Source organism: Alloalcanivorax venustensis ISO4 (genome assembly GCF_015356855.1).
GTDB classification, from domain to species: domain Bacteria; phylum Pseudomonadota; class Gammaproteobacteria; order Pseudomonadales; family Alcanivoracaceae; genus Alloalcanivorax; species Alloalcanivorax venustensis.
On the sequence record NZ_ARXR01000003.1, the window covers coordinates 17154 to 34082 of the forward strand.

11 protein-coding genes are annotated in these 16929 nt (G+C 58.2%); 5 read left to right on the plus strand and 6 right to left on the minus strand.

The features are described 5' to 3' along the window. The first annotated feature begins 7 nt into the window (after positions 1 to 7). Both ISO4_RS02295 and ISO4_RS02300 read left to right on the plus strand, forming a co-directional pair. A complete protein-coding gene (locus tag ISO4_RS02295) occupies positions 8 to 1120 on the plus strand; it encodes an acyl-CoA dehydrogenase family protein (RefSeq protein WP_138774259.1) in 1113 nt (370 codons plus the stop codon). Then, entirely contained in the window at positions 1113 to 2711 is a 1599-nt protein-coding gene (locus ISO4_RS02300; RefSeq protein WP_194855023.1) for a GMC family oxidoreductase, read from the plus strand. The genes ISO4_RS02295 and ISO4_RS02300 overlap by 8 nt, the downstream gene beginning before the upstream one ends. Positions 2712 to 2783: 72 nt before the next feature. Here the strand turns inward: ISO4_RS02300 and ISO4_RS02305 are convergent, their stop codons facing one another. From ISO4_RS02305 to ISO4_RS02330, 6 genes are all read right to left on the minus strand, one after another. Continuing rightward, positions 2784 to 3695, minus strand: coding sequence for a metal-dependent hydrolase (locus ISO4_RS02305; protein ID WP_194855024.1), 912 nt, complete (start codon positions 3693 to 3695; stop codon positions 2784 to 2786). Between the two features lie 32 nt (positions 3696 to 3727). After that, the gene (locus tag ISO4_RS02310; protein ID WP_080530901.1) at positions 3728 to 4591 is read right to left on the minus strand and encodes an SDR family NAD(P)-dependent oxidoreductase; all 864 of its coding nucleotides are present in this window, start codon (positions 4589 to 4591) and stop codon (positions 3728 to 3730) included. Between the two features lie 24 nt (positions 4592 to 4615). After that, positions 4616 to 6118, minus strand: a complete 1503-nt coding sequence (locus tag ISO4_RS02315) for a flavin-containing monooxygenase (RefSeq protein WP_080530902.1) — start codon at positions 6116 to 6118, stop codon at positions 4616 to 4618. Next, positions 6099 to 7064 carry an alpha/beta fold hydrolase gene (locus tag ISO4_RS02320; RefSeq protein ID WP_202552920.1) on the minus strand — a complete coding sequence of 322 codons (966 nt, stop codon included), beginning with the start codon at positions 7062 to 7064 and terminating at the stop codon, positions 6099 to 6101. The genes ISO4_RS02315 and ISO4_RS02320 overlap by 20 nt, the downstream gene beginning before the upstream one ends. A gap of 118 nt (positions 7065 to 7182) precedes the next feature. Continuing rightward, positions 7183 to 10260, minus strand: a complete 3078-nt coding sequence (locus ISO4_RS02325; protein ID WP_142949009.1) for an Ig-like domain-containing protein — start codon at positions 10258 to 10260, stop codon at positions 7183 to 7185. Between the two features lie 35 nt (positions 10261 to 10295). Beyond that, positions 10296 to 11576 carry an OmpP1/FadL family transporter gene (locus tag ISO4_RS02330; RefSeq protein ID WP_221929751.1) on the minus strand — a complete coding sequence of 427 codons (1281 nt, stop codon included), beginning with the start codon at positions 11574 to 11576 and terminating at the stop codon, positions 10296 to 10298. A gap of 686 nt (positions 11577 to 12262) precedes the next feature. Here ISO4_RS02330 and ISO4_RS02335 point away from each other — a divergent pair. The 3 genes from ISO4_RS02335 to ISO4_RS02345 all read left to right on the plus strand — a co-directional run bounded on the left by ISO4_RS02335 (position 12263) and on the right by ISO4_RS02345 (position 16776). Then, positions 12263 to 13903, plus strand: a complete 1641-nt coding sequence (locus ISO4_RS02335) for a 3-(methylthio)propionyl-CoA ligase (protein ID WP_142949007.1) — start codon at positions 12263 to 12265, stop codon at positions 13901 to 13903. Between the two features lie 93 nt (positions 13904 to 13996). Then, a complete protein-coding gene (locus tag ISO4_RS02340) occupies positions 13997 to 15040 on the plus strand; it encodes a BtrH N-terminal domain-containing protein (RefSeq protein ID WP_142949005.1) in 1044 nt (347 codons plus the stop codon). A 116-nt stretch (positions 15041 to 15156) separates the two neighbouring features. Then, entirely contained in the window at positions 15157 to 16776 is a 1620-nt protein-coding gene (locus ISO4_RS02345) for a class I adenylate-forming enzyme family protein (RefSeq protein WP_142949004.1), read from the plus strand. Positions 16777 to 16929 lie beyond the last annotated feature (153 nt).

Below are 16929 nucleotides of genomic sequence, written 5' to 3' on the forward strand. Positions count from 1 at the left end.
GGTCATAATGGAATTCAATCTTTCCGATAACACGACCATGGTTGCCGATACGGCGCGGCGGTATCTCAAGGATCACTATGGTTTTGATACCTACATGCAACAACTCAACCAACTCAATCATTGTGATCCATCACGATGGGAGTTGATGCGCGAGCTAGGCTGGTTTGGTCTGCCGTTTCCTGAGTCGGTCGGAGGCTATGGCGGCGATCTGATCGACGTGGCGATGATTGTTAGGGAAGCCGGCGCCGTCTTGTGTCTGGATCCCTATGTCGATCTGGTGATCGGTCCTGGAAAACTTCTCGAGTATCTGGGTACTGAGCGGGCATTGAAGGTATTGCAATCCATTGTCGATGATGATGAGAGAGTGGCATGCGCGCTCTATGACTATCACGCCGGATACAATATTTTGAAGCCATCCCTGTCGATTAACGGTAGCAAATTGTCTGGACGGAAGAATTTCGTTCCTGATGGTGGCTGCGCGAATAGGGTGCTGACGACGGCGATGCTTGGAGATGAGCTGACCTTGGTCCTTGTGCCGCTTGAAGGCTGCGAGGTGACCCGCTATCGGGGCTTGGACGGTAGCCGGCTTGCCGATGTACTGTTCGATGACGTGGTGATTGACGAGGAGATGATTCTTTCTCGTGGCGTGAAGGTGGAGCGCGCCGTCAGCAAGACGGTCGCCTGGCTGCAGGCGCTCGATTGCGCGCGCATGTATGGCGCCGCCAGCGCGCTTTATCAGCGCACTCTTGATTACGCAAAGACGCGGAAGCAGTTCGGTGCGCCGATCGGCAGCTTCCAGGTAATCCAACATTACCTTGTGGATATGTTCACGGATCTTCAACAGTTGGAGTCGATGCTGTTCATGGTTTCCGTCAAAGCGGATCTAGACGATACGCTCGAGCGGGAACACGCTTGTTCGGCCACCAAGGCGTACTACGCCGACAAGGGGGTAAAGATCGCGCAACAGGCGATCCAGATTCACGGCGGTATCGGGGTCACCGAAGAGCTTGATATAGGCCATTACTTTCGTCTCATGACGTACTGCTCCCTAACACACGGCCATGGTGACTACCATCTTGATCGTATCGCCGCCCTCGGAGAGGAGTGCGATCGTGGATGAATATGATTTCATCGTAGTCGGAGCGGGATCCGCCGGTTGTGTCCTGGCCAACCGACTAAGCGAGTCCGGCCGATTCTCTGTTTGCTTGCTGGAGGCGGGTCCGCACGACAACAGCGGGTTTGTGAACGTGCCGTTCGGGGTGATCGGTTTGATCAGGGAGGGCAAGCGTAACTGGGGTTATCAAACAGTGGCTCAACGAGCGCTTGACAGTAGGCAGCTCTATTGGCCCCGTGGAAAAACTCTCGGTGGCAGTAGCTCAATCAACGCCATGGTTTATATTCGTGGACAACCTGAGGATTACGATGCCTGGCGGGACAGCGGGCTGAAGGGTTGGGGGTGGGATGATGTCCGGCCCATCTTCAACGCGCATGAGCACAATGAGGAGTATCCGCCGGACGCCTGGCACGGTAACGGAGGACCGCTGAACGTCACTCGGGTCAGGGATCCTAATCCGCTGACTGAGTTGTTCATTCGCGCCGGGGAAGAACTAGGCGAAAAGCGTAACGATGATTTCAACGGTGAATCGCAGCGCGGCTTCGGCCAATTCCAAGTGACGCAAAAAGATGGGCGACGCTGGAGCGCCGCGAGGGCGTTTCTCGATCCGGCGAGGAACCGCGGTAATTTGACCATTCTGACTAATGCAATGGTTTCCCGGGTAGTGATCGAAAATGGACGTGCGGTAGCCGTCGAGTATAGCGATACGGCCGGCTCATCTCACACCGTTCGGGCAAATCGGGAAGTCGTACTTTCGGGTGGGGCGATCAACTCGCCCCATTTGCTGATGCTTTCAGGCATTGGTGACCGTGACCATTTACAAAGTGTTGGCGTTGATTGTCTGGTGGACTGTCCAGAGGTGGGGTGTAATCTTCAAGACCATCTGGATATGACTATTTCGATTCACGATCGTAGCAAACAGTCAATTGGCTTCTCCCCTTACTTTCTACCGCGTTTGATGCGAGCGTTCTATCAGTACTTCCGCCATCGGCGCGGCTTTCTAGCCAGCAATGCGGCTGAGGCGGGGGCGTTTATTAATGTCGGCGAAGGGACGCGCCCGGATGTGCAGATGCATTTTCTGCCCGCATTTTTGCGCGATCATGGCAGGGAATTCACGTCAGGCTTTGGCTGCACCATTCATGTATGCCAGTTGCGGCCTAAAAGCCGCGGTTGGATTCGTCTCGCCGATAGCAACCCTCTCAGCGCCCCGCTCATCGATCCCTGTTATCTTTCCGATGCTGACGATCTTGGCGTCCTGAGAGCGGGCGTCAAACTGGCTCGGCGGGTGTTCCAGACAAAAGCTTTCGCCGAGGTTTTTGGAGGAGAAGATCTACCGGCGAGCGATGTGGTAACCGATACCCAAATTGAGGACGATATCAGGCAGCGCGCTGAAACTATTTATCATCCGGTGGGCACTTGCCGTATGGGGGTGGATGATCTGGCCGTAGTGGATGATCGGTTAAGAGTCAGGGGCGTGTTAGGATTGCGCGTTGCTGATGCGTCCGTCATGCCTTCTTTGATCAGTGGCAACACTAACGCGGCAAGCATGATGATCGGCGAGAAAGCGGCTGGTTATATCATTCAGGATCAACGATGAGACGACATTAGCGCCACCAAACGGTAGTGCTAATGTCGTCCCCAGGTCTTTTGGGGCGGCGGAATTCGGATATTAGGCCATCTTGACTTGGTCGCTGTCGGGACGGTTTCTGTAAGCTCGATATAGTGATCCATTTTCAGCGAACAGGCGTTGTCGCCACGTATCTTCCAGTGCCCGCGTGTCGTGATTGTCAGGATGGTAACGTCGATCAACGAACTCCGGAAGGCGGCGCATAATCCCGGAGACAAATCCCTTTGGACCGAACAGTACGTTCAATCCAATGGCATTGTCCTTGACGCTGCCCAGCTTCCCGTCCTTGGCGAGCATCCATGCCCAAGTGATCCCCAACATCGGCAAGAGCACAACCAGGGATGCCGCCGTCGCTGCGATCCGCTCACCGTGACTATTGCCGATGATTTCGTAAACGTTATAAGCAACAGATTTGTGTTCAAGCTCCTCAAGAGCATGCCATTGCCATATCTTTATCATCTCCGGGTCGGCCAGACTTTGAAACGTCTCGTCTTCCAATAGCTGCTCCGCAAGCAAGGCGGTAAAATGTTCCATGAAAGTAGTGGCGGCAAGCTGGGTTCTCTTCGGTAACATTTTCAGAATGCGGAGGCCGAATTTTACGAAGCGGTCCGGAGTGTCCATGTCGAAGCCCCTCTCGGCAAGCAATTCGTTAAGGCGGTCATGCTCGCGACCATGAATGGCTTCTTGCCCCATGAATCCGGAAATGGCCGCTCGCTGCTGCGTGTCGGTGACATGGCTTCGAAAATAACGCACCGAATCCATGAAGTAGCGCTCGCCGGGTGGAAAGAACCCCGACAGCATGGCAAAGAATGTGGTTGCCGTAGCGTTGTCCGCATAGAAGTACTTTGGTGTTGTGTCCGGAAACTGGAAGTCTATGTGACGGGGAGGGATGCCCACTGACGCACCGTTCAGGACATTGGACGTCTTTGCACTAGTTCTCTTCTTTAAAGCCATGACTCGGCCCTCTTTTTGAAGTTTGATCCTGCTTATTGCGATGATTGACTAGACATTTTTTGCCGCCCCTGTCGCATTCGAAAGAGCGCTTCGAGGGGCCGCTGATAGCCCGCCGGCATCAGGCGTTGGCCGGCGTCCAGTATCGTTGCGTCATTACCTATCAACACGCGACGCCGGTTCTTGCGAACCGCGTGGAGGATAGCGTTGGCTGCCTGTTCCGGCGTGGACCGGGCGATGCGATCGAAAAGTTCCGTAATTTCCTCCTTGCTGCCCGGGGCTATGTTCCCCATATCACCCATTCGGCTATTACGCGCAATGTTGGTCTTGACGCCGCCCGGGTGCACGCAGGTTGCACTGACACAGCTTCGCTCAATGTCCAGTTCTTCGCGCAGCGACTCGGTGAACCCTCGAACAGCGAATTTCGCGGCGTTATAGGCTGATTGGGTGGGGACTCCAATGATGCCAAAGATGCTCGAGATGTTTATCACGTGGCCGTCGCCGGATTGCTTGAGGTAAGGCAGAAAGGCCTTGGTTCCGTATACCACCCCCCAGAAGTTAATGTTCATAAGCCATTCGAAGTTGTCATAGCTCATGGCATCGACGGTTTCTCCGAGTCCAACGCCGGCATTGTTCATTATCAAGTTAACCTGTCCGTGCTCCTTGACACATTGATCCGCATACCGATAGACCTCATTCCTTCGGCTTACATTAACAACATGGGTGGTGACTCTGACCGGGTAGTCGCGCAGGTCGATGGCGATGTCTTTTAGACTGTTTTCGTCAATATCCGACAGAGCCAAATGGCAGCCTTTTTTAGCCAGCAGCATGGCGGTCGCTCGACCTATGCCTGAACCGGCACCAGTAATCGCAGCGACTTTCCCGTAAAAACGTTTCATAATATGCTCCAACAGGTAGGCGGATCAGGCACTCAGTAACTTGCGAAATACGCTGTTCCTTCCGCGCTTGATGCTACTTCCCTCAAAACGAAGGTGGCCATCCTCGAGATTGCCATAGCGTAATGCGGGCAGGTCACGCAAATAGTCATCAAGATTCTGCCAGGGGGTCCTGCTGCCCTGACGAGGGAGGCGGTCGTTGGCGCGAAGAACATATCCGGAACGTAAATTAAGAAAGTTCATCTGGGTCTTGCTCCCTTGTCCATCGACGGGTGTGACCACCCGGGCGCCAATATCGCGCATGTGATTCAGGAGGCGGCAGACGAATTCAGAGGCGATGTCGGCCTTCAGCGTCCAAGAAGCGTTGGTGTAACCGAACACCAGGGCCATATTTGGTACCCCTTCGAGCATCAGTCCCTTGTACATCAGGGCGTCCGCCACATGAACCTCACGGCCGTCGACTTCCAACCTCGCGCCACCGAATAGCTGCAAATCAAGGCCAGTGGCTGTGATCAGAACATCAGCGTCGATATGAGCGCCGGACTTCAATTGGATCCCGGTTTCGGTGACCGCTTCGATGTGGTCGGTGACCACGGAGGCCTGGCCTTCGCGGATAACCTTGAAGAGATCACCCTTGGGAACGGCGCACATGCGTTCTTCCCAGGGATTGTAATGGGGTTGGAAATGCCGCATATCGACCTCCGGGCCGAGCTGCCGGCGCGCTGTCGCCAAAAGCAGGCGTCGCATCGCCTTGGGCTTACTCAGAGAAAGTCGATATACCGCTCTTTGCAACAGAATATTGCGGGTCCGGGCCAGCCGGTAAACGGCCATCTCCGGCAGAATGCGGCGCAGGTTCCTGGATATCAGATCCTGCTCCGGCACGGTGGCTACATAGGTGGGCGAGCGCTGCAGCATCACTACATGATCCGCCTTGTCGGCCATAGCCGGAACCAGCGTCACGGCAGTGGCGCCACTGCCAATAACCACCACCCGTTTGCCAGTGTAATCGTAGTTTTCCGGCCAGTGTTGCGGATGGATTACGTCACCGCGGAATTGGTTGATCCCCGGAATCTCCGGTGTGTAGCCGGAGTCGTATTTGTAGTATCCGGTGCAATGGAATACAAAGCCGGTGCTGAACTGGTGCTCTTCATCGGTTGCTTCGTCGATGGCTTTGACGATCCAGTGTTTTTTTTCGCTATGCCAGGATTGCGAGATCACTTTCAGACCGAACTGGATTCGGCGTTTCACATCGTATTCGCGTGCGGTGTCGTCAATATACCGACGGATAGAAGGGCCGTCGGCAAGCATCTTGGTATCGGTCCAGGGCCGAAAGTTATAACCCAGGGTAAACATGTCGGAATCGGAGCGGATGCCGGGATAGCGGAATAAATCCCAGGTGCCTCCGATCCGTTTGCGTCGTTCAACGATTCCAAAACGGACGTTGGGGCATTTTTCCTTTAAGTGACACGCCGCGCCAATTCCCGACAGGCCCGCACCGACGATCAGAACATCAAGATAAGGGTGTTTCATGGTGTTGCTCCGTAGTGGCAGTGCGGCACGATTCCGGCTCAGTGGCGGCTGGCCGTTCTTTCAGAAATTGCAGTACCGCCTCGGTAAAAACACTGTTACGGTCTCCCGCGACCATATGGCCGGCCTGTTTCAGAACGACATAACGTGCCTCTGGTATTAGAGTGAGCAGCTCTGTTGCGCCCCGGTCACTAAGAACATCGCTGTAGTAGCCACGTATCAAAAGCACCGGTACGTCCAACTGGCGGGCCGCCAGCTCCAGCCTTGCTCGGTCGAACATGCTCCCGGCCTTGGTTGGCGCGTTCGCGTGGTTGAGAAAAGCTGGGTCCCAGTGCCAGTAAAACCGGCCATTACCGTGTTGACGCAGGTTTTTGCGTAGCCCGGAGAGGTCTTTTGATGGCGGGCGGCGCGGGTTGTAGGCGGTGATAGCATCGCGTACCTGCTCCAGCGTCTCGAATCCGTCCTGATGATGACGCATGAATTCGATGATCCGGCGGACGCCCCGAGGTTCCAATCTTGGCGCCACGTCGACCAGTACCAGTGCCTCGCAATCCAGGGAGGTGTCTTCGCCAAGCGTGAGCAAAGCGGTCAGGCCACCCATGGACGCGCCGACGATAACCGGCCGGGCCGGTAGCGAGCGAATCACCGCGCTGAGGTCCGCTGCAAGGGCTCGGGCACTGTAGTCGCCTTCTCGAGACCAGTCGCTTTCGCCGTGGCCTCGTGCGTCCAGGCTAAACGCGCAGTAGCCGGCATCGGCCAGTGCGATCGCCGTGTCGGACCAGGCATGGCGGGTCTGCCCGCCGCCGTGCAGGAGCAATACGGGGGGCGCCGTGTCTTCACCATGGCGGCTGGCCCACAGATTCAACCCCTCACTGCCAGTGAATCGCACCCGAACACTGCGTCGAAGGCCGCAATGCGCGGACGATGTCGTCGTCTGAGAGTCAGTCATAGTCAACTCTTCCGGCAATACATTTGGTCGTCCAACCAATATTACAGATTGAATATATCAACGGCAATGCTTCTCCAGCCCCTTTCAGATCAGTTTGTAACGGCCGGGGTATAACACGTTAAAAATCCTTCACCGGAAGGAACGTGAAGGTCAGGTCCACTCCCAAGGGAGGTGCTTCAAGTTCAACCGACGCCAGACCGATGCCGATCAGGTCGATGTTGGCGGGAATGGTCAGCGGGTCGGGATTGGAGACCTTGAGTATCAGTCTGCCATCGTCGACGAACCGAAGCGGTCCTTCGAGAGTGACGTTGTTAACCCGTTTGCTGCGAATATCGTGCCCAAGTTCAATAATCAGCCTGGGTTCCAGTTCAGGCGCGTCTATCAACAGGTCGAAGGTGGTGCTGAACCAGGGACCGTCCTCTGTCTCGGTGATGTAGCCTTCAATAAACGGTGAATCGCCCTCGGGTAGTAAACGCAGAACCAAGGGACCTGTCTCGAGACCAATGGTGATGAGGCCTAACGCTCTGGCTTCGAGAAAGACCTCCGTGGTGGTCAGCGTAGTTGGAAAGACGGAAACACGAACAGCGCCCGTGGTCCGATCATCCGTGTCCGGGTTATCGTCAATCAGTCTACGGTTGATGGAGACGGCGGAGTCGTATTCCCGGGGGCCGGCCTGCAACGCGCCGGTACTGACGAACGCGAAGCGTTTCTCCGGACAGTCCTCGCCAATTGAGCAGCCCAGGTTGGCGTTGGTAATCACGCCCCCGGTGTCCCGCAGCTCCAACCGCAGGTGGTTGGCGGGCGCCTTGATGACACCATTGTTGTCGGTGGCACCTTGTTCTGAATTGTCGACCTGTAGATTGGCATTTACGTCGACCGTCGGTAGGGAACGCAGGGATACGAGGGTATAACGCTGATCGTCACCGGTCACGACAAAGTGGTTTACCATATCGGGACCTCCCTCGCGCGGCGCTGGAGCCGTGTCGCTGCTCTGTGACAGTTGGCGTGTTTGCAAGGCAGCACCGTCCAGTGTGCAGATGGCGTTGTTTCCGCAGTCGGGACTGGTGGGCTCCGAGCGCAACGTATAGCGATATAGCTGACCGTCTCGCCAAGGGCTGTCAGGGAAAAACTCAACCCGTTGCGCCAGCACGTCGAGGTGGCCCGGCACCGGTTGCCAATCCCCACCGGCATCGCGACGCTCGACGAAAAAAGTGTCGCCGTTGACTGTTGCCGGATCTATACGGCGGTTGAAGATGACCCGTATAGGGTACTCTCGAAAAAGCCCGACCACGGGGAACAGGGGGTCGCTTCCCTGGCCGCCCTGGCAGCGTCCGTTACGCCATTGTGATCTTTCACCGATTAGCCGGGCGTCGGTCAGAGCACAGGGGTATCCGGGGAAAACAGCGGCTACCAAGGGCGCACGAAGGCTGTCGCGGTTGTCATTCGGCAAAAACAGATCGTCAAGGCGCATATCAAGGGTGTAATCCTTGCTCAGAGGGTTGCCCGCCGTGTCCCGTAGCTGGCTGGTCAGTATGATTTCGACGTCCTGGTTGTGCTCCACGATTCCGGTGCCTTCGAGGATGACGGTGGCGCCGTCGACACGCATCGAGACGTTTTCAGGTGGTAGCGAAGTGCCGTTAACCTGGACGTTGATAGCGCCATCAAGAAACGCCGACGCGGGATCAATCGCCTTGTTAAAGTTCAGAATGACCGGATCCCCCGGGCGTGTGTTGGCCTGGAAGTCCTCACCCGGCGACCAGGATTGTAATTCCAGAGGGCGTAGATCCGGCTCAGGCATTGGCGGGTTTCGCTGCCCGGCGAAGGACTCCATGCGGAAAGATAATTGGGCACCAGCCTTTTCAAGGCCGAGAATGTCGGGGTCGACCACGGAGATCGCATCCAGCACCAGCTTGCCATCCTCGACAATGGCGAGACCGACGACCTGGATATTGAGCAGATTCTGACTGAGGGCGGCATTGGCGATGGTTCCCTCCGCGGTCATGGCCGCATCCATTCTCAGCAGTGCATAGCGAGGCGCCGTCGCCTCGGTACTGAAGGGATTGGGAATCAGATAGCCGTTGGCGTCACTGAGAAGGGTAATTTGCAGGTCGCCGGTATCGATACCGGCGGGGATTTCCCCCAGAATGTTGACATCGACCGGCGCGCCTCGCAGTACCGTGCCGGCCGGCACCCGGAGGGGGACGGCATCGGCAAAGTCTGGGACAAAGCCCAGGTCCGCGGCCAGCGAGCCCGTCAGTTCGGTAACGGCGCTGTCACCGATGATAAAGCTGTCCAATGGCACCTGATTGACCGGTCTTCCCGTCAGCTGGGATTGCAGGTCCGGCTGTTGCTCGCCTAGGGAACCGACCTTGATGACCGTGGTTTCGCGCGGCTGTGTGCCCATGGGTGTGAACTGGCGTTCGACTTCCGGAAGTAGAGAACCATCACGACTGCGGAGCCCCGATAATGCTAACGTGTATTCCACCGAGTCCAGGTCCTGGCGCGGATCCAGTATCAAATAGCGCCCCTGCAGTAGCACGGAGGCGTCGATCAGCTGGCCCTGGTCGTCGACAAGCGTGATCTGCTTGCCATAAACGGTGGTGGCCGGGTCGAGCGGCCGGTTGAAGACCATGCGTAGCGTGCTCATATCATTTATTCTGGCATCCTCGATGCCGGCCAGCAGTGGATCGGGATCCAGAGGTGTGATGCCAAGTATCTTAAAGCCGTCACTGCCGACGGCGTCGGCGAACCCCGCATGGGCGCCCATCGTGTGAAATTGAAAATTTTTGAATACGGTATCGTCGATACGCCCCAGGCCCGCCTCGCTGACACTCAGCCGATAATGCGTATTGGGCGACAGTGAAGTCCGTGGTTTCAGTACCAGCCCCCGGCCGCCATTGATCACTTCGGGGGTAAAGGGCACGGCGTTTCCGGCGTCGTCGGCGAGCCGCAGACGGTCCTCGACATCGCCGCTCACCTCGTCACTCAGTGTGGTTGAGAAACGCAGCACGACATTGCCGCTCGTCGGCACCTCCTGCTGGCCAGGGTAGGGGTAAGCGAACACCAGTGTGTCCGAAGCGCGCCATGGATTGACGACTTTGCCTTCGTCATCGCCGCACGCACTGATCAACATCAGCCCGAACACCCAAAGGGCAAACGAAACGTACCGCGGCCGAATGTTTATTTGTTTATTCATCTCTACTCTCCTGAATTCAGCTCCGCCATCGCGGTCTAGAATTTGAGTGACAGGGAACCCGAGATGACGTGTATGTCGCCATCCACGCGAACGGTCTCGTAGGGGTTGGGATTGGTTGGCGAGTTGATGGATGTGAGGTTGAACTCTCTTTCATCAAGCTGCTGGTATTGATAAGCCAGGGACATCACAAGGGGCATATTGATTATCGGCGCGCGTTTCAGGCGGTAATCGGCGCCAACACCGACCACGATACGGTCGCTGTCGAGAAAGTTGACATCCTGGGACCGGGTCGATTGAAGTGGGGAATCCTCGACGGCCACACCCCCATAAAGTTTAAGAGCGTCCGACCACGTGTAACGGACGCCGATGCGGGGAACGGTGGTGTCATTAAAGCGCAGCCCAGCCTGGTCCCTGACCGTGTCACCGGCGAATTCACTCTCAAGATCGGACCAATACTGGCGCTCTACAGCCGCAACCAGCTCGAACTTACCTAAAGGCATCAGCAATCCGATTCCGTATACCTGGGGCTGGAACGTGTCGAGAGTGGCCAGCGCAAGATCAAGGCCCGGCTCGGGTATGACACCGGGAATCACCACGTTGGCGTCCACGCTGACGTCGTACTCCGACTCCCCTCGATAGAACAACGCCAGCTCCGGTTTAAGCGCGAAAGGCAGGCAGGCGCTCGAACCGCACAGCGTATCGCTCAGGTTGACGTTAATGCCCAGCGAGGGCGTCAATGTCGGTTCGGCTTCCAGAGAGAGCTCTTCGGAGTCGGTATTGCCGGACAGATCGGAGACCGCTTCAAGGCGGGCCTGGGCCGCCAGCGTGAGTCTTGCCGAGGCACCGATATCAACGCCGCGCAGGAGGTTGCTAACCGCCCCACCAAAAGCGAGATACAAGGGTTGCGACTCAAAACGCAGGAACTGGCCTTCCTGACTGGTATTGGCCGCGAAGGGCAGCGCGTTGGAGGCATACTCATCCACGCCGACGTTAATACCAAGATAGATCGGTGTGTCCAAGTCCGCCGCGCCGGCGACACGGGTCTTGATACCAAGAAGCAGTAACTCCGAACTCTGGTCCGTGAGCACATCGTTTTCGCGATCGAATGGTGCGGCTCCGCCAAGTGATTCGGCACGCAACTCCTGGTCACCGTGCTGAAAGACCACTGTGAGTTCACCTTCCGGCGAGCGCGCAAGTGCCGCCGGGTTGTAGTAGGTGGCCCAAGCACCGCTGTGGAAAGCGCTGAACGCCTGGGCCGAGCCGGCGTGAATGGGGCCCAGGCCGTAGGTGCTTGCTGCATCGCCCGCTCCGGCCATTACCTCGCATGGGAGCAGCACGACTATCAGAACGGCCAAGGCACGACGGACCCGAAGCCCCGCGTTGGGGAGGAAAAGATATCTGCGGGACTGATGGTGAGACCTGATTATTGTCATAGGGAATCATCCTTTTTGTTATTCGGGGGTGGCATTTGGCATGCTTTGTTTGGTCGAACAAACAATGCGCTGGACTTGGTTTTGAGGCAATACGAAAAATTGCTTATCAGTCAATGAAAATTTAAGGTTTTACGGTGTTGTCGTCGCCAGCAGCCGCCTTCCGCTCCAGCGAAAAGTCGCGCAGTTCGGTGGGTATGGTGCGCTTCTGGCCTTGCCGGTCCCGGTGCGGAGGAAGTCCTCGTGGATCTGGGCCACTTTCGGCACCTTGGAGCTGCCCGGCCACTGGCGGCGTGATGCTCCGGTTTCGCGAGCAGCACACGGGCTCGGGACATCGCGCGGACAGTGGTCCTTGACCGCTCTGGGGCGCCGTCGTTGGTGCGCTCGGGAGGGTATGGGCGAGCAAGGATCGCCGTCTTCCCGGTGCGTTCGGGGCCTTGGCCACGCCCGGTTACAATCGCGGGGCCTCCAGTGCGCTCAAAAATACTATTTTGTTCTGTCGACTGTTGCGGTTCCGAATACGCCATCCGACAGAAACCGCCAGAGAAAATCGACTGATTGAGGAGAGACAGATGCGTGGATTAATGATGGACCGGCCTTTGATGATTTCCCAGATCATCGAGTACGCGGCCGGCAGCTATCCAGAGCAGGAGATCGTGTCCCGGACTCCGGAAGGCGGCCTGCACCGTTACAACTACGAAGATGCGGCCAAGCGTAGCCGCCAGTTGGCCAACGCGCTCAAGTCGCTTGGCGTCCAGGCAGGGGATCGCATCGCGACGGTGGCCTGGAACACCTATCGGCACTTGGAGCTGTATTACGCGGTCTCCGGTATTGGGGCGATCTGTCACACAATCAATCCGCGTCTGCCGGTCGAGCAGTTCGGCTACATCGTCAATCACGCCAAGGATCAGTACATTTTCCTTGATCTGACCTTCGTTCCATTGCTGGAGAAGTTGCAAGGTCTGTTTGAAGGCGTGAAGGGCTACGTCGTCATGACCGACCGCGCTCATATGCCCGAAACCTCGCTGCCCAACGTGATGTGCTACGAGGAATTGGTCGGCGAGCAGTCCGATGAAATGGCCTGGCCGGAGTTCGACGAGCACACCGCTTCGTCGCTCTGCTATACCTCCGGCACCACCGGCAATCCCAAGGGGGTGTTGTACTCGCACCGCTCGACGCTGCTGCACGCCTTCTCGGTGTTGACCATCCCCGGAATGAATCTGGGCGAGGAGAGTGCCGTGCTGCCGGTGGTGCCGATGTTCCACGTTAACGCCTGGGGCGTCCCCTACTTCGCGCCAATGGTGGGCGCGAAGATCGTCTTTCCGGGGCCGAAGCTCGATGGCGAGAGCCTGGCCGAGCTGATTAATAACGAGGGCGTCACCGAGGCCTGGGGTGTGCCCACCGTGTGGCTCGGGCTTCTTGGTCATATGCGTAAGACCGAGCAGAAGTTCACCTCTCTCAAGCGTGTTCTTATCGGCGGCTCGGCCGCGCCACGGGCGATGATGCGCGAATTCCAGGAGAAGTACGGCGTCGAAGGCTTGCAGGGCTGGGGCATGACCGAGATGAGTCCGATCGGCACGGTTTCGATGATCCGTCCCAAGGACGCCGATCTGCCGCTTGATCGGCAGTTCGACATCAAGGCCAAGCAGGGGCGTGCGGTGTTCGGGGTGGAGATGAAGATCGTCAACGACGACGGTCAAGCGCTGCCGCGGGACGGCAAGTCCTTCGGTGAGCTGCTGGTGCGCGGCCCGGCGATCATCAGCGGCTACTACGAAAACCCTGAAGCCAGCGCCAAGGCCTTCGACAGCGAGGGCTGGTTCCGCACCGGCGATGTTTCCAAGATCGACCCCGAAGGCTACATGGAGATCGTCGACCGCACCAAGGACGTGATCAAGTCCGGAGGCGAGTGGATCAGTTCCATCGACCTTGAGAACGAAGCGGTGGGCCATCCCGAGATCGCCGAGGCAGCGGTCATAGCGGTGCATCATCCGAAATGGGACGAGCGGCCGCTTCTGGTGGTGGTGCGCGAGCCGGACAGCCAGCTCGACAAGCAGGGCGTGATCGACTATCTGAGCCAGCGGGTCGCGAAATGGTGGCTGCCGGATGACGTGGTATTCGTCGACGAACTGCCGCACGGGGCGACCGGCAAGCTACAGAAGGCCAAATTGCGCGAGCAGTTCAAGGACTATTCGTTGCCAGAGGTTGGTGGTTAAAAAAGGCCTCGATCCGCGCCTCGTCGGCGGAGTGAGCTCGCGGTATGCCAACCGGCGTTGGCTCAGGTCTTTGAACACAGCTGGAGTAGTGGAATGAAATGCGTGCAAATCTCCAACTATCCCCACCGGATGGGTGGGCACTGCGGCTCGGGCGCACTGCGCGACCTGTTGGAATGGGCCGGGCTTGGCTGGGACGGGCCGCCGGGCGAGGGGCTCGTGTTCGGCCTCGGTGGCGGGTTGTCCTTTATGTATATGAGAGTATCCGAGCTCACGCCTCCCATCTACCTGGTAGGGCGCAACGGTGACATGGAGCTCGACTTCTGCCACCGCCTCGGCATTGAAACCGAGCGTCGCCAAACCGACGATCCCGACGAGGGTTGGCGCTGGGTCGCCGACGAAATCGACGCCGGCCGTCCCGTGATGATCTGGGCTGACATCGCCGAGCTGCCGTATCTCAGGGTACGTTTATCCAACACCCGTCATGACATCGTCGTCATCGGCTACGACGAGAGGCGCGGCGTCGCCCGGGTGGTGGATAACGATCGCGAGGAGGTGCAGGAAGTCCCCCTAAAAGCTCTGGCGCGAGCTCGTGCCTCCCATGGCTTTCCCGATCCCAATCGCCACGCGACTTACCCGATACGCTTTCCTGATCGGCTGCCTGAGCTACTGCCGGTGGCGCGCGATGCAGCGGCAAGCGCGGCGCGCAATATGCGCGGCACGGATGCGACGCTGTTCGATCCGGCGGACCTGCCCGCCGATGGTGTGGTCGCCTCCGGCCTGAAGGGCGTCAATATCTTCGTCGACGATCTGGCCACCTGGGGAGATAGACTGACTGATGACCAGCTTAACGCATCGCTAAGGGTCTTACCGGTCTTCGTCGAGAAAGCCGGCACAGGCGGTGGCTTGTTCCGCCGCCTCGAAGCGGAATTCTGCGCCGAGGTTGCCCGCCTCACGGGCGATCGATCCTTTGCCCGTGCCGCCGACGTCCTGCTCGACTGCGCCAACGCCTGGAGCCGTCTTGCTACATATGCCGCCGCCGATCAGCTTGACTGGCGGGCGCTTGTCGTCCATGCCGAACAACTCCCGTCATCCGAGCAACGCGCGGTGCAGGCGCTGGAGGAGGCGGCAAGCCCGTAGAGTCGGCGGTGAGCGCCGGCGAGACCCGACCCGCCGCTCGCGGATGCCGTCCATGAACCACAAGGCGAGCGAGCGCGGACTCGGTTGGGGCCAATAAGCTTGGAGGAATAGGGTAAATGATCTTACACGAACCTGAACTGATCGAGGCATACTCCGATAAAGGCTACTGGGGTGACAGAACCCTGCTGGATCGCTTTGCCGCCAATCGTGCCGCCTACCCGGACCGGGAAGCGGTGGTGGATCCACCCAATCGTGACGAGCTGGTCGGCACACCGCCCCAGCGGCTCAGCTGGGCCGAGTTTGGTCGGGCCGTGGACGCCACCGCCGCCGAGCTGGCACGCCGGGGCTTCGGCAAGGACGACCTACTGGTGGCGCAGTTGCCGAACATCTGGGAGCTGGCCATGCTCTATCTGGCGGCGGCCAAGGCCGGCGGTCTGCTTTCCGCGTTGCCCCTGCAATGGCGAAGCAAGGATGTGGGCTATGTGAAAGAGATCACCGGCGCCAGATTCTACGCCTCGGTGGAAAGCTTCCACGGCTTTGATTACCGGGCCCTGGGGCAGGAGCTGGGCTTCGAGCACTACATTGGTCTGGCGGCGCTGACCGATATCGCCCATGGAGATCCGGGCCGGGTCCCGGAGGTGCCGGTGGATGCCAATGACATCTTCACCCTGTGCTGGACTTCGGGCACTGAGTCAAACCCCAAGGGCTGCCCCATGAGCCACAACAACTGGGAGTACATGACCAACCTGGTGTTCACCACCTGTGGCCTGCGCGAGGGTGACCGTATCCTGTGTGTGGCACCGCTGGTGAACATGACGGCGGTAGGGGTGAACTACCTCCCCTGGCTGGCGGCGGGGGGCACCCTGGTGCTGCATCACCCGATTACGCCGGAAATCCTGTTGCGCCAGCTGACCGAGGAGCACATCGAGTACACGATTCTGGTACCGGCAATGCTGAACATGATTGTCAAGCTGCCCAACGTGGACCAGCTGGATCTCTCCAGCGTGAGGACCATCACCACTGGTTCGGCGCCCCCCTCGGCCTGGTCGATGCAGGAGTTCAAGCGCCGCTGGGGCATCGAGATCGTCAACATCTGGGGCCAGAACGAGGGCACCAGTCTGGTAGCCGGCCCGGCCGATGTGCCGGACCTGGAGATGCGGGTGGATCACCTGCCCTGGTGGGGCAAGGCAGGAGTCCAATGGCCTTCCGGCGTCAGCGGGGTCGAGCTGAAAATTCTCGGCGATGAGGATGAGGAGATAACCGAACCAGGTGGCATCGGCGAGCTTTGCTATCGCAGCCCGGGTGTGTTCGCGGGCTACTTTCAGCGCCCGGATATTACCGCGGCTTCGTTCACTTATGACGGCTTTTTCCGCACCGGCGACCTTTTCATCGTGCGGGATGACAGGCACCTAGGGTTCTATGACCGCAAGAAGGACATCGTGATTCGGGGTGGTTACAATATCTCCAGTGTGGAGGTGGAGAACGCGGTGCTGGGCTTCGGCAAGGTACGGGACGTCGCGGTCATACCCCAACCGGACGAGATCATGGGCGAGCGGATCTGTATCTGCGTGGTGCCTGTTGACGAGGATAACCCGCCGACCCTGGAGGAAATCAACGACTACTTGAGGGAGCAGGGCATGAGTGTCTACAAGCTGCCGGAAAAGATGAAACTGATCAACGCCATTCCCCGCAATCCGGTGGGCAAGATTCTGAAGAAGGAATTGCGAGCCCTGTAGCCGGTTCGCCGTCATGCCTCTCATAGGGTGTCTCCAAATGACCCCGTATTGTCAAAAAATGACCTCGCTAGGCTGCTGTCACGCAACCATGGTCGGGAACAGATGGTGCTGCTGAAACTTCCACCGTTGCATAGACAGCCGGCTGGCCTAATT

What these genes read in the sequence shown, in the direction of transcription:
- ISO4_RS02325 (WP_142949009.1), bottom strand. Translation starts at nt 10,260, where the DNA reads ATGAATAAACAAATAAACATTCGGCCGCGGTACGTTTCGTTTGCCCTT.
- ISO4_RS02315 (WP_080530902.1), bottom strand. Translation starts at nt 6,118, where the DNA reads ATGAAACACCCTTATCTTGATGTTCTGATCGTCGGTGCGGGCCTGTCG.
- ISO4_RS02320 (WP_202552920.1), bottom strand. Translation starts at nt 7,064, where the DNA reads ATGACTGACTCTCAGACGACGACATCGTCCGCGCATTGCGGCCTTCGA.
- ISO4_RS02345 (WP_142949004.1), top strand. Translation starts at nt 15,157, where the DNA reads ATGATCTTACACGAACCTGAACTGATCGAGGCATACTCCGATAAAGGC.
- ISO4_RS02310 (WP_080530901.1), bottom strand. Translation starts at nt 4,591, where the DNA reads ATGAAACGTTTTTACGGGAAAGTCGCTGCGATTACTGGTGCCGGTTCA.
- ISO4_RS02330 (WP_221929751.1), bottom strand. Translation starts at nt 11,576, where the DNA reads ATGGCCGGAGCGGGCGATGCAGCAAGCACCTACGGCCTGGGCCCCATT.
- ISO4_RS02335 (WP_142949007.1), top strand. Translation starts at nt 12,263, where the DNA reads ATGCGTGGATTAATGATGGACCGGCCTTTGATGATTTCCCAGATCATC.
- ISO4_RS02340 (WP_142949005.1), top strand. Translation starts at nt 13,997, where the DNA reads ATGAAATGCGTGCAAATCTCCAACTATCCCCACCGGATGGGTGGGCAC.
- ISO4_RS02295 (WP_138774259.1), top strand. Translation starts at nt 8, where the DNA reads ATGGAATTCAATCTTTCCGATAACACGACCATGGTTGCCGATACGGCG.
- ISO4_RS02305 (WP_194855024.1), bottom strand. Translation starts at nt 3,695, where the DNA reads ATGGCTTTAAAGAAGAGAACTAGTGCAAAGACGTCCAATGTCCTGAAC.